Origin of the sequence: Enterococcus pernyi, assembly GCF_045371165.1 — a bacterium.
GTDB lineage: Bacteria > Bacillota > Bacilli > Lactobacillales > Enterococcaceae > Enterococcus_B > Enterococcus_B pernyi.
Window position 1 is genome coordinate 1 of the sequence record NZ_JBIQDM010000011.1, and the last position, 11,918, is coordinate 11,918.

At 39.1% G+C, this 11,918-nt stretch carries 15 protein-coding genes and 1 other annotated feature; of the genes, 6 read left to right on the forward strand and 9 right to left on the reverse strand.

All coding sequences use genetic code 11. The features are described from left to right. Nucleotides 1–118 precede the first annotated feature (118 nt). A complete protein-coding gene (locus ACH0AK_RS11805; protein ID WP_271524997.1) occupies nt 119–310 on the reverse strand; it encodes a helix-turn-helix transcriptional regulator in 192 nt (63 codons plus the stop codon). A 103-nt stretch (nt 311–413) separates the two neighbouring features. Between ACH0AK_RS11805 and ACH0AK_RS11810 the strand changes: the two genes are divergently transcribed. After that, nucleotides 414–617 carry a hypothetical protein gene (locus ACH0AK_RS11810; protein WP_430607942.1) on the forward strand — a complete coding sequence of 68 codons (204 nt, stop codon included), beginning with the start codon at nt 414–416 and terminating at the stop codon, nt 615–617. Here ACH0AK_RS11810 and ACH0AK_RS11815 read toward each other — a convergent pair. Continuing rightward, nucleotides 614–820, reverse strand: coding sequence for a hypothetical protein (locus tag ACH0AK_RS11815; RefSeq protein WP_430607945.1), 207 nt, complete (start codon nt 818–820; stop codon nt 614–616). The genes ACH0AK_RS11810 and ACH0AK_RS11815 overlap by 4 nt on opposite strands. Before the next feature lie 301 nt (nt 821–1,121). On the opposite strand from ACH0AK_RS11815, the gene ACH0AK_RS11820 reads away from it, so the two are divergent. The 3 genes from ACH0AK_RS11820 to ACH0AK_RS11830 are packed head-to-tail and all read left to right on the forward strand — an operon-like array spanning nt 1,122 to nt 3,109. Further along, a complete protein-coding gene (locus ACH0AK_RS11820; RefSeq protein WP_430607947.1) occupies nt 1,122–1,472 on the forward strand; it encodes a helix-turn-helix domain-containing protein in 351 nt (116 codons plus the stop codon). A gap of 14 nt (nt 1,473–1,486) precedes the next feature. Further along, the gene (locus ACH0AK_RS11825) at nt 1,487–1,912 is read left to right on the forward strand and encodes an ImmA/IrrE family metallo-endopeptidase (RefSeq protein WP_430607950.1); all 426 of its coding nucleotides are present in this window, start codon (nt 1,487–1,489) and stop codon (nt 1,910–1,912) included. 57 nt (nt 1,913–1,969) lie between these two features. Beyond that, nucleotides 1,970–3,109: a site-specific integrase gene (locus ACH0AK_RS11830; protein ID WP_430607953.1), complete on the forward strand. Its 1,140-nt coding sequence runs from the start codon at nt 1,970–1,972 to the stop codon at nt 3,107–3,109. Between the two features lie 79 nt (nt 3,110–3,188). Here the strand turns inward: ACH0AK_RS11830 and rplL are convergent, their stop codons facing one another. The 4 genes from rplL to rplK form a co-directional block, all read right to left on the reverse strand. Next, complete coding sequence (rplL, locus tag ACH0AK_RS11835; RefSeq protein ID WP_010734285.1) at nt 3,189–3,557, reverse strand: 50S ribosomal protein L7/L12; 369 nt, start codon at nt 3,555–3,557, stop codon at nt 3,189–3,191. 58 nt (nt 3,558–3,615) lie between these two features. Beyond that, complete coding sequence (gene rplJ, locus ACH0AK_RS11840) at nt 3,616–4,119, reverse strand: 50S ribosomal protein L10 (protein WP_010734284.1); 504 nt, start codon at nt 4,117–4,119, stop codon at nt 3,616–3,618. 170 nt (nt 4,120–4,289) lie between these two features. Continuing rightward, nucleotides 4,290–4,415, reverse strand: a sequence feature (ribosomal protein L10 leader region). A gap of 79 nt (nt 4,416–4,494) precedes the next feature. After that, nucleotides 4,495–5,184 carry a 50S ribosomal protein L1 gene (gene rplA, locus ACH0AK_RS11845; RefSeq protein WP_010734283.1) on the reverse strand — a complete coding sequence of 230 codons (690 nt, stop codon included), beginning with the start codon at nt 5,182–5,184 and terminating at the stop codon, nt 4,495–4,497. A gap of 101 nt (nt 5,185–5,285) precedes the next feature. Beyond that, the gene (gene rplK, locus ACH0AK_RS11850; RefSeq protein ID WP_010734282.1) at nt 5,286–5,708 is read right to left on the reverse strand and encodes a 50S ribosomal protein L11; all 423 of its coding nucleotides are present in this window, start codon (nt 5,706–5,708) and stop codon (nt 5,286–5,288) included. A gap of 320 nt (nt 5,709–6,028) precedes the next feature. Here rplK and sdaAB point away from each other — a divergent pair, with 320 nt between their 5' ends. Together sdaAB and sdaAA are read left to right on the forward strand one after the other, a co-directional pair. Beyond that, nucleotides 6,029–6,697: an L-serine ammonia-lyase, iron-sulfur-dependent subunit beta gene (gene sdaAB, locus ACH0AK_RS11855; protein ID WP_010734281.1), complete on the forward strand. Its 669-nt coding sequence runs from the start codon at nt 6,029–6,031 to the stop codon at nt 6,695–6,697. A gap of 15 nt (nt 6,698–6,712) precedes the next feature. After that, entirely contained in the window at nt 6,713–7,585 is an 873-nt protein-coding gene (gene sdaAA / locus ACH0AK_RS11860; RefSeq protein WP_023520400.1) for an L-serine ammonia-lyase, iron-sulfur-dependent, subunit alpha, read from the forward strand. 113 nt (nt 7,586–7,698) lie between these two features. On the opposite strand, the gene ACH0AK_RS11865 is transcribed toward sdaAA, so the two are convergent. The 3 genes from ACH0AK_RS11865 to ACH0AK_RS11875 form a co-directional block, all read right to left on the reverse strand. Further along, complete coding sequence (locus ACH0AK_RS11865; RefSeq protein WP_023520401.1) at nt 7,699–9,009, reverse strand: amidohydrolase; 1,311 nt, start codon at nt 9,007–9,009, stop codon at nt 7,699–7,701. Continuing rightward, complete coding sequence (locus tag ACH0AK_RS11870; protein WP_062806143.1) at nt 9,006–10,730, reverse strand: adenine deaminase C-terminal domain-containing protein; 1,725 nt, start codon at nt 10,728–10,730, stop codon at nt 9,006–9,008. Before ACH0AK_RS11870 ends, ACH0AK_RS11865 begins: the two co-directional genes overlap by 4 nt. Before the next feature lie 109 nt (nt 10,731–10,839). Further along, nucleotides 10,840–11,901, reverse strand: coding sequence for an ABC transporter substrate-binding protein (locus ACH0AK_RS11875; protein WP_023520403.1), 1,062 nt, complete (start codon nt 11,899–11,901; stop codon nt 10,840–10,842). Nucleotides 11,902–11,918 lie beyond the last annotated feature (17 nt).

Below are 11,918 nucleotides of genomic sequence, written 5' to 3' on the forward strand. Positions count from 1 at the left end.
GGTAGCTCAGCAGTCTTTGTCATCATTTTGATGCGCTTCTCAAACTCTGCTACTGCCAAACTAACGATTCCTGATGCTACTTGCTTTTGAATTTGTTCATCTGGTATATGCAAATCCATTAACTATTCCCCTCCCTCAATAAAGCTAACGCATCCTCGATTGGTTTAATTTGCTTTTCAGGACTGCGTTTTCCGTTCATAATGTCAGACATATAAGGTCTAGAAATTCCGATAGTATCAGCTAACCAATTTTGAGACTTCCCATACTTCGCTAATTGAATTCTGACTTTGACAATGAAATCTTGTGACACATTTAACACCTTCTTTCTTATTTTTCTTAAACGTGTTTAATAATTTTGATATAATTCTCCTATCAACTCATTTGTTGAAATAAATTGAAAGGAGAGTGATTAAATGAAGCAAATAATTATTGATGCATTAACCTCTGGTAAAATAGTTAGATTCTACTTCACGAGCGAGAAAAGTTATTCTGCGAATGAGTTACTAGATCGTATGGAGCAATTCCCTGATCAGATTTATGTTGGACAATCTAGATATGATCAAGACTCTGTTGTAAATCTAAATCAAGTAACACATGTAAAAATTGTAAAATCCTAAAATGTTTGTTTAACTACCTTGAGCAATCCTGCTAATGCTGACACCATTTCAGGATTGTTTTTAGTCTCATTAATTTCGATAGTCGTGTTAATGAATTCTAAAATATTTAATTCTGTTTCTCGGATAGCCTTTTGATACTTTCTAGCTTCCTCTTTGTTTTTCATATGAACATCGACTACTCCTTTCCCATCTGATTTCTCCATTCTGCTCACCTCATTCCTTTTAAAATTTGTAAGCTAATAAAATTAGCTAATTTCCGTTGACAACAAGTATCGAATAGGGTACCATTTAGACATAGTTAAATAAGCCTAGAATTATCCCTATTAAATCAACATTCTTAGTTTGGCGACGTCGAATTGTTTATTTTTACTAGGTCTCTTTCTTGTTGCTTTTTAGCTTATTAAATTAGCTTACGAGATAAATATAATCGAAAAAGATACTTAAGTCAACTGAAAAATATCTTTTTTTACAATTATTCATCTCGAAGATGTAAGGAAGATTGCTATGACAACGTTTGATAGAATAAAAGAATTATCGAAGAAACGTGGAAAAAACCCGAAGCAAGTTGCACTTGAACTCGGGTTAGGAGAAAATTTATTTTATAAGTGGAAAACTAGCAGTCCTACAGCAGATAAACTTCAGCTAGTAGCTGACTATTTCCATGTCTCTACTGATTACCTATTAGGAAGAACCGATGATCCTACTGCAGGAACGTCTGAGAAGCCACAGTTTACCGTTGAGGAAGCCCTTGCTTCCGTTATGAGCAGTGATGGGAAACCTTTAACTGAACATGATAGGAAGGTTCTCACTGGTATTATCGAAGCGTATATTGAAAATAATTCTGATGCTGAGTAGGTGATTTTTTGGATTTGGATAATGAAGTAGACAAGATTATAGACGAGCTTGGGGTAGCTGTTATTGAGGTACCCGAGCTCGATGCTGATGCTAAGTATATTGCTATAATAAACACGATTGTTATAGATTCCCGATTGCCTGATCGAATTAAATTACTTAAACTTTTACATGAATTGGGTCATGCTGCTCAGCATAAAGAAAATTATGTGTTATACAGAAGAACTTACGCTTTGCATTCAAAAATGGAAAACGAGGCGGAGGAATTTATGATTGAAAAAATGCTTGAGGTTACGTTAAATGATCCAGAATTTAATCCAGACTCTTTTGATTGTATTAATTTCTTGGAAAGTTATGAAATGGAAGTACGATACGAACCTTTAGTTAAAGCATTTATGACAGAATATCTCGTTGGCGCCAATGCCAACAATATATTTTTTTGACAAAAAGAGAACATATATTCGCTAAAACAATATAAAAGATGGTAACGGAGGAATCTTATGATTAAGGAATATGAAAAGAAGGATGGGAAAAAATATTGGATGTTTAAAGCTTATTTAGGGATCGATCCTGCCACTGGAAAGAAGCTTTATACAACTAGGCGTGGTTTTAAAACACAGAAGGAAGCAAAGATTGCAAAATCTAGGCTTGAATTGCAGGCACAAGATAACAAATACACACCTGAAAAAAATTATACTTTTATAGAGATCCAAGAAATGTGGTTTGAAGAATACAAAAGCACTGTTAGAGATAGCACTCTATCAAGAGTTAAATTTCTTTTTGATAAAAACATTTTTCAATATTTTGGAAACAAAAAAATTTCATCTTTTACACTGGCCTATTGCCAGAAAACAGTTAATAAATGGAAAGATGAATATGCAACTTATAAAGCTTTAAAAACTTATACTACAGCTGTTTTTGATTATGCCGTGCGAATAAATGTTATTAGTACAAACCCGATGAAAGAAGTATATATTCCAAAAGGTAAGTTTCGAAAAAAAGATAAACGAGTCAAATTCTATGAATCAGACGAATTAAAAAAATTCTTAGAAGTCGCTAAAAAAGACAAATTTCCACTCTCCTATCCATTCTTTAGATTACTTGCTTTTACTGGTATCAGAAAAGGAGAAGCTTTAGCACTAACTTGGGAAGATGTGGATTTCGACAGAAAATTGCTAACGATCAATAAAACAATCGCAAGAAATACAAAAAATGAAATTGTCATCAACCATCCAAAAACTCAATCTTCAGTTCGAGAAATTTCCTTAGATGATATCACCCTTGATATATTGAAAAAATGGCGCCAAGATCAGAGGAAATACTTGCTAAGTTATGGCCACAACTCACTAAGACCTAATCAAATAATTTTTGCTTCAAAAAATAATAATCACCTAGATCCAATTAGACCAAATAATATTCATAAAAGGCTTTGCAAAGAAAGTGGAATAAAGGATATCACGATACATGGTTTTAGGCACACTCACTGCAGCTTATTATTTGAAGCTGGTTTATCTATACAGGATGTTAGGAATCGACTCGGTCATTCGGATATCCAAACAACAATGAACATTTATGCCCATGTCACTAAAAAGCAAAAAGATACCTCGGCGGAAAAATTCGCCAGATACCTTAATTTTTAGCAGTATGGTCAAAAGTATGGTCAAAACAATAAAAAAAGCGCCAAACCCTTTGAAATCAAAGGATTCAGCACTCATAAAATTATTTAACTGTTACAGAAGCGCCAACTTCTTCAAGTTTAGCTTTTAATTCTTCAGCTTCTTCTTTAGAAACGCCTTCTTTAACTGGTGCAGGAGCGCCATCAACTACAGCTTTAGCTTCTTTCAAGCCTAAGCCAGTTGCTTCACGAACTGCTTTGATAACTTTAACTTTTTGGTCTCCAGCTGCAGTTAATTCTACAGTGAATTCAGTTTGTTCTTCAGCAGCAGCACCGCCACCAGCAGCAACTGCAGCTACAGGAGCAGCAGCAGATACGCCAAATTCTTCTTCAATAGCTTTAACTAGGTCGTTAAGTTCTAGGATAGTTGCTTCTTTTAACTCAGCAACGATGTTTTCAATGTTCAATGCCATTTTTGTTTCCTCCATTTTAAATGTTCTTTTTTTATTTATTGTTTATGCTATGCGGCGATTAAGCTGCATCTCCATCTTCTTTGTCTGCGACTGCTTTGACAGCGTAAGCCACGTTGCGGACTGGCGCTTGTAGTACAGATAGCAACATAGATAGAAGTCCTTCGCGGTTTGGCAATTTTGCCAATGCTGTGATTTCTTCCAATGTAGATACTTTACCTTCGATGATACCGCCTTTGATTTCTAATGCTTTTGCTTCTTTAGCAAATTCGTCCATGATTTTCGCTGGTGCTACTACATCTTCGTTACTGAATGCAACGGCTGTAGGGCCAGTGAAAACTTCGTCCATGCCTTCTAGGCCGGCTTTTTTCGCTGCACGTGAAAGGATTGAGTTTTTGATAACTTTCATTTCAACGTTAGCTTCACGAAGTTGTTTACGTAAGCGAGTTACTTCATCAACAGTTAATCCACGGTAGTCAACTACGACTACAGAAGCTGCTTCAGTAAATTTTGCACTTACTTCGTCAACGATTGCTGCTTTTTTTGCGATAATTGCTTCACTCATTTTTGAGTTTCACCTCCTGAATTTTGATGGAAGAGTTTTTTACGACTGAATCGTTTGTTCATCATCTAATCACTGCGTTCTTAGTGATTCTACTCGCTTGCGCTCGAAAGGAGACTCCTTTCGCTCAACTCAATGAGTATTGTTCATCATCTAATCTCTTCGTTCTTAGTGATTCACAACAAAAAACTCTATGCCACCGTAGACATAGAGGGACTATTGAATATATTCAATAAACGTCCTCGGTAGGAAATTAAGGCTACGCCACCTACTGTCTTCGGTACAAGTTAATTATTAACCTCAACTAGCTTAGCACGCTAAACTAGTTGAGTCAAGAATTATTTTTCAGTTGGATCAATCAACGTTCTAATCGTTGGATTAGAAAGAAGCTTGGTCTACATGGATACCAGGTCCAAATGTTGTTGTTACAGTAATGTTTTTCATGTATTGACCTTTAGCTGCAGATGGTTTAGCTTTCACTAATACATCATGGATCGCAGCAAAGTTTTCAACTAATTTTTCGTTGTCGAAAGAAACTTTACCGATTGGTACGTGGATGTTTCCAGCTTTGTCAACGCGGTAAGTTACTTTACCAGCTTTTACTTCGTTGATTGCTTTTGTTACGTCCATTGTTACAGTACCAGTTTTAGGGTTTGGCATTAAGCCTTTAGGTCCTAATACACGTCCTAGACGACCAACAGTAGCCATCATGTCAGGTGTTGCAACAACTACGTCAAAGTCAAACCATCCGTTTTGGATTTTTTGAACCATGTCGTCGTCACCAACGAAGTCTGCACCAGCTGCTTCAGCTTCTTTTGCTTTGTCTCCTTTAGCAAATACTAAAACAGTTTGTGTTTTACCAGTTCCGTTTGGTAATACAACAGCTCCACGAATTTGTTGGTCTGCTTTTTTAGGGTCTACGTTTAGACGGTATGCAACTTCAACTGTTGCATCAAATTTTGCAATGTTTGTTTCTTTCGCTAATGCTACTGCTTCAGCGACAGAATAAACTTTACTTGAATCCACTTTTTTCAATGCTTCTTGCATTTTTTTGCTCTTTTTAGCCATTTTGGTTCCTCCTTGATTGTGGTTATAACGGTTGTACCTCCCACGTGTCCTATACCTTTCAATACAGGGCCAACTGAGAAGCTACTTTCTTAGGGTGTAGATTATTCTACAGTGATCCCCATGCTTCGTGCAGTTCCTTCAACCATGCGCATTGCTGCTTCAACGTTAGCTGCGTTTAGGTCTTCCATTTTTAATTCAGCGATTTCTTTTACTTGATCGCTAGAAACTTTAGCAACTTTATTTTTGTTTGGTTCGCCTGAACCTTTTTCGATTTTCGCTGCTTTTTTCAATAATACTGCAGCTGGTGGTGTTTTTGTAACGAATGTGAATGAACGGTCTTCGTATACAGAAATCACAACTGGAATGATCAAACCTGCTTGATCAGCTGTACGAGCATTGAATTCTTTTGTGAATCCCATGATATTGATACCCGCTTGACCTAGTGCAGGACCTACTGGGGGAGCTGGAGTTGCTTTACCTGCAGGAATTTGCAATTTAACGATTTTTTCTACTTTCTTTGCCACGAGACATACCTCCTTAAGTCCGTGATGTGGTTAATTGGAGATGCATATTTCTCCTCCCACGTATTGTCAGTTGATCTTAAAACCAATTGACATATCATGTACATAACGAATGCACACTGATACAGTATAGCAAATTTTTCTCTTTTTTCAACAATTTTTTCTGATTATTTTCACCTTTATCCAAAAAAAAGCTAAATATCTGGTTAAAACGTGAAGAAATCTCTTTATAAATCGCTTATTTATGCTAAACTTACGCCTGTATGAACCTAATACATATTATATATAACAAATAAGTTCTTCTATTCTAATGAGGTGAAATAATGAAAGATCTAAAATACAGAAGTGTATTTGATATTATTGGTCCTGTCATGATTGGACCGAGCAGTTCGCATACTGCTGGAGCAGCAAGAATCGGAAAGATCGTCCGTAGTATTTTTGGTGATCAACCAGATTCTGTTGACATCTACCTATATGAGTCTTTTGCCAAAACCTATCGTGGACATGGTACTGATATTGCCTTAGTTGGAGGATTATTAGGCATGGAACCTGATGATTCTCGTTTAGCAGATTCGTTAAGGTTGGCTCATGAAGCAGGTATGGAAGTATTATTCGTACCTAAAAGTGAAAAAGCCGATCATCCTAATTCCGTCAAAATGTTGTTGAAAAAAGGCAGTCGAAAGCTTTCGGTTACAGGCATCTCAATTGGTGGGGGTAACATCCAGATTTCTGAATTGAACGGCTTCAAGATTTCATTAAGCATGGGAACACCTACCTTGATCATCGTTCATCAAGACGTTCCTGGCATGATTGCTAAAGTCACCAATATTCTTTCAGAAACCAACACCAATATCGGTACAATGACAGTTACTCGTGAGTCAAAAGGCGAAAATGCCATTATGATCATGGAAGTGGACGATCCTCAAGTAGAAGATACCGTAAAAAAACTAAAACAGTTACCAAATATTGACAGTGTCAATTATTTCGAGTAAAGGAGCAGACGAGGTATGTTTTTATCAATTGAAGAATTAGTCCAACAAGCACAAGACTACCCTAGCGTTGCCGAATTGATGATCGCAGTTGAGATGGAGATGAGCGGTCGTTCTCGTGAGCAGATCATCAAGATCATGGAAAAGAATCTACTCGTGATGGAACAATCTATCGCAGAAGGAAATGCCGGCGTAACTTCTGTCACAGGAATTACTGGCGGCGATGCCAAAAAGATGGACAACTATCTTTCTAACGCTGATTTTCTTAGTGGCGAAACAATCTTGACCGCGGTTCGTAATGCGATTGCTGTGAACGAAGTCAATGCCAAAATGGGATTGATCTGCGCAACGCCTACTGCGGGCAGCGCAGGAGTTGTCCCAGGTGTCTTGATGGCCGTACGTGATCGTTTGCAATTAACCCATGAACAACAACTCGACTTCTTATTTACAGCTGGCGCTTTTGGCTTGGTCATTGCAAACAACGCATCAATCAGCGGGGCTGAAGGTGGCTGTCAGGCAGAAGTTGGATCGGCGAGTGCGATGGCTTCGGCTGCCTTGGTTTGTGCGAAAAACGGCACAGCTCACCAAGCCGCCCAAGCGGTGGCAATCACGCTTAAAAATATGATGGGTTTGATCTGCGATCCTGTAGCTGGTCTCGTCGAAGTCCCTTGCGTTAAAAGAAATGCTTTAGGTTCGTCACAAGCATTCATCTCAGCTGATATGGCTTTAGCTGGCATCGAAAGCGTGATCCCACCTGATGAAGTAGTCGCTGCCATGTACCAAGTGGGCAGACAAATGCCTTCGATTTTCAAAGAAACAGCAGAAGGCGGACTTGCAGTGACACCTACCGCGAAACGACTAACGAAAGAAATCTTAGAAAAACAATCATAGTTACTTCTTATATCAAAAGCTGAATCAGACAATGCACAAAAATTCGTTATCGCCAAAGATATGCCGAATAACCATGGCAGCAAATTTGCTGCCATGGTTATTCGGTTTGTTTCTTACATCCTCTGCTTTGCTTCAAACACAAATTGCCCCATTTGTTCATAGAGATCCGCTTTGATTTGTTTAAAATCATGATGGACTAACTGATGATCACGTACGAGTTGTCTGCCATCCACCCATACATGGGCCACATTGGAAGCATTCGCTGAATAAACTAAGGCAGAATATGGATCAAAAATCGGAAACATATTCACAGACTGCGTCTCAACTACAATAAAATCTGCCTTGTTCCCTACAACAAGCTGACCAGTCTCTTTAAAATCTAACAATTCCGCCCCACCTCTAGTGGCTAAACGGACAATTTCCTTCGCTGGGAAAAGCGCACGATCTTTTTCAAAGGTTTTATGGAAATTGGCAAAGAGCTTCATTTGTGCAAAGAGGTCTAAAGTGTTGCCACTACTTGGACCGTCTGTACCTAACCCGACAGTTAACCCCGCAGACAGCATGGCTTTAACTGGTGCTATACCTTTCGCTGATTTTGTGTTCGCGCCGATACAGTGCGCAATTCCGACTTGCTCTCCTGCTGTAGCGACCAAGGCAATATCTGCTTCTGTCATATGGATACAATGGGCCATGATCAACGGTCTGTTCATAAAACCTAAGTCTTTTAATAACTCGAATGGCGTTTGTTGATACTGCTTCACTAATTCCTGCATTTCATAGTCCATTTCTGCCACATGCAAGGTGATCGGCACATCGAATCGTTCACTCAATTCAACTGTCCGCTTCAGCCCTTCATAGGTATTGGTATTCGGCGCATGAGGAGCCAACGCAGGCGTAATCAATGGATGATCTTTCCACTTTGGCAGGAATGTCTCACAATAAGTCAAGCCGCCAGAAGGCTCTACATTATCACACACAGGCATATCAATGATCGTTTCACCAAGAATCGCACGAATCTTAAACTGATCACATACTTGCGCGACTTGATCTTCAAAATAATACATGTCACAAAAAGCTGTCACACCACTAAGCAACATTTCACTAATTGCATATGCTGTACTTGCTGCCACTAGATCTGGCGTCATGAACGCTTCTAATGGAAATAAGAACCGTCGTAACCGATCTGGCACATCGTCTCCTAAAGATCGAAAAGGAATCATCCCAGCATGGGTATGTGTATTCACAAAACCTGGCAACAAGATGCCGCCTGCTCCATCGATGACTTCCTCCGCAGAAGCTATCCCTTCCTGCCATTCTCCTATCTCAATGATACGATTTTCTTCAATCCGTACATACCCGTTTTTGTATTCAGTCAGTTGATCATCCATCGTTAGAACGTGGACATTTTTTATCAGTGTACTCATAACAAAACACCATCACTTGGAAAAACCAGCGGATAAAATTCCTGTGTTTTCGTATTCATCATTCCTTTATCTGTCATTTTGATTGCAGGTGAAACTGGTAGTGACAACGTAGAAAACGACATGATCTCATTCATGTTTTTATAGCCTAGATTTTGCATTTCTCTACGCACAGTTTTTAAGTCTTGGCCTAACTCTTCAATTGGCGCTTGTGAAACGATCCCGCCAATCGGTAGCGGGCAAGTTGCTGTTAATTTGCCCTCTTTAACTACCACATAGCCACCTTGTAATTCCAACAATTTTTGCTGAGCCAGCAGAATGTCTTGGCAGTTATTCCCCATCACCATCACGTTATGATGATCATGCGCCCAAGTCGTCGCAATACTTCCTGGTTTTGAAATGGGTTCTTCCATCAAAGCATACGCCACATTGCCATTCTTTCCATAACGTTCCATCACGAGCAATAAGGCGCAATCTGAATTTTCCCAATCGAGGTACCCATCTTTCACCGGAATTTTCTTCGTGATCCGTTCTGTAAATGTACCAACCTCATGTTTACGAATAACATTACAACGAACACTTGCCAAATCCGTTTTGACTGGCAACCTTAGATCGTCTAAAGAAAGCTTTTTACAATGGACCGTTTGACTGTATGAAGTAGGAAATTGTTCGATTTTTTCTGGATAAGTGATCGCCTTACCTTGCCTGTAGACTTCTTTGCCCGATTTAAAGACCGCAGAAATAGCGAATGTGGATAAATCATCTAACAAAATAAAATCAGCCATTCGTCCAGGTCCAATCAATCCACGATCATTCAAACCCATTCTACGTGCAGGCGTATAAGTCGTCATATAGATTGCTTGTTCGATCGGCACCCCCGCCTCTACTGCCTTTTTCAAATTTTCATTTAAGTGACCAGTGAGTAAATCGTCTGCCATCACATCATCAGTGATGAGACAAGCATAGTCATAATATTCATTTTCTGTGATCACCGCCATATTTTCCGGTGTGATCGACTTGTTTTGGAATTGGATGAACATGCCGTTCTCAATTTTTTCTGCTAAGGATTCCGGAAACTGATGCGTATGATCAGAAGAAATCCCGCTATACATAAATGCTGCCAATTCTTCTTCGTAAATTTTAGGACAATGTCCTTCTAACGGCATGGTCGGACGTTTTTCTTTACATAGGTCAATAATTTGGCGAATCAGCGAAGTTGGTTCATGGGCAATGCCGTGAAAATTCATGGCTTCGCCTAAACAAATCACTTTTGGATTGTCTAACAACTTTTCTGTTTCAGCTAACCCAATGATGCCACCGGTAGTTTCTAGTTCAGGTGTAGTGGAAGGAACGGACGATGGGATTGCATGGAAAATATCTAATTCCGTTTCTGCAGCCATAAATTCAGTCAACCCTTCAAGCCCAAAAACATTTGCCATCTCATGCGCATCCGCAATCACTGTAGTCACACCAAATGGTAAAACGGCCTTTGAAAAAATACTTGGCGTAGTCATTGAACTCTCAATGTGCATGTGGCTGTCAATCAAGCCAGGAATCATGTATTTCCCTCGGCCATCAATTTCTTGAAGGATCTCCAAGTGACTCAGATCCTTTGTTGTGATGTAATAAAATTTTTCACCGCTGACTGTGACATGTTTCTTCTCAAAACATTGTTTGGCTGTGTTATACACTTGTGCATCTCTAATCAGTAAGTCAATCTTCACATTTTTCCCTCACTTTTATTGTCCTTAGACAAGAATAGGGGGCTGTGCGCTTCCGACACAACCACCCCAATGTTTATTTTTTCAATGATTTCCCGTTATAGGAAAATGTTTATTGGTTGATCAAACGATTCCAACGATCGATCCAGTCAGTCATTTGACTATTCACGAAATCAAAGTCAATATTTTTTGCGCGATCAGCAACTGCCCCATACGTCATATTACCAGCTTCTTCTTCACTCAACTCCACTTTATCATTCGTCGGTGCTTCATTTAATGAAAGTGCCTTTGTTTTTTGTGATTCTTCGCTAATTCTATAGTTGATGAATGAGTAAGCCAATTCTTTATTCGCTGCTTCTTTTGGAATATTGATCGTGTTGTAGTTCGCATATGTGCCACTTTCTGGTACAACATACTCGATCGTATCAGAATCTCCTTTGACGATATCATAAGCAAAATCCATCACGATCGCTGCTTCGATTTCTCCTGCTTGGAACATGTTTGCTAAGTCAGAAGATCTTGCATAGGTCTTAACGATATTTGGTTTCAATTCTTCTAAGGCTTCAAATGCTGCCTCACCATTGTCATCTTCAATCGCTACACCCGCATGATCACTTGCAATATACATCATCAAAGGACCGGCAGTCGTAGTAATTTCCGGGATCGAGATTTTTCCTTCTAATGCTGAATCCCAAAGATCTGACCAGCTAGTAATTTCTTTTCCAACTTTTTCTCTGTCGTAAACGATACCTACACTGTTTACAGCAATCGGAACACCCGCACCACTATCAAAGACTTCCTTCGCTCCTTCAGTTAAGTCCGCTAAATTCGGGATTTTTGATTCATCTAGTTTTTCAAATAATTCTTGAGAAGCGCCATCCGCTGAGTTCGCTTGCGCTAACTCAATCACGTCGATTCCTCTAGGATTACTGATTAATTTGTTGAAGCGATCGCCACTGTTCCCTAGATCCATTGTGATCTTCGCATCGAATTCTTTTTCAAAAGGATCCATTACATCGCTTTTCACGATATCTTCACTTAAACCAAATGTTGATACAACTAGATCTTTTGACTCTTTCGCTTCGGATGAATTAGTTTCAGATCCTCCACCGCAAGCTGTCAATACAAACATACTCGCTAAAACTACTGAACTTACTAGAAAGCCTTTTTTCACTGATTTTTCCCCTTTTC

Bases quoted from the DNA above. Each gene is read 5' to 3' on its own strand.
- rplA (WP_010734283.1), bottom strand. From the start codon at position 5,184: ATGGCTAAAAAGAGCAAAAAAATGCAAGAAGCATTGAAAAAAGTGGAT.
- ACH0AK_RS11830 (WP_430607953.1), top strand. From the start codon at position 1,970: ATGATTAAGGAATATGAAAAGAAGGATGGGAAAAAATATTGGATGTTT.
- ACH0AK_RS11865 (WP_023520401.1), bottom strand. From the start codon at position 9,009: ATGAGTACACTGATAAAAAATGTCCACGTTCTAACGATGGATGATCAA.
- ACH0AK_RS11815 (WP_430607945.1), bottom strand. From the start codon at position 820: ATGGAGAAATCAGATGGGAAAGGAGTAGTCGATGTTCATATGAAAAAC.
- ACH0AK_RS11810 (WP_430607942.1), top strand. From the start codon at position 414: ATGAAGCAAATAATTATTGATGCATTAACCTCTGGTAAAATAGTTAGA.
- rplL (WP_010734285.1), bottom strand. From the start codon at position 3,557: ATGGCATTGAACATTGAAAACATCGTTGCTGAGTTAAAAGAAGCAACT.
- rplJ (WP_010734284.1), bottom strand. From the start codon at position 4,119: ATGAGTGAAGCAATTATCGCAAAAAAAGCAGCAATCGTTGACGAAGTA.
- ACH0AK_RS11820 (WP_430607947.1), top strand. From the start codon at position 1,122: ATGACAACGTTTGATAGAATAAAAGAATTATCGAAGAAACGTGGAAAA.
- sdaAA (WP_023520400.1), top strand. From the start codon at position 6,713: ATGTTTTTATCAATTGAAGAATTAGTCCAACAAGCACAAGACTACCCT.
- sdaAB (WP_010734281.1), top strand. From the start codon at position 6,029: ATGAAAGATCTAAAATACAGAAGTGTATTTGATATTATTGGTCCTGTC.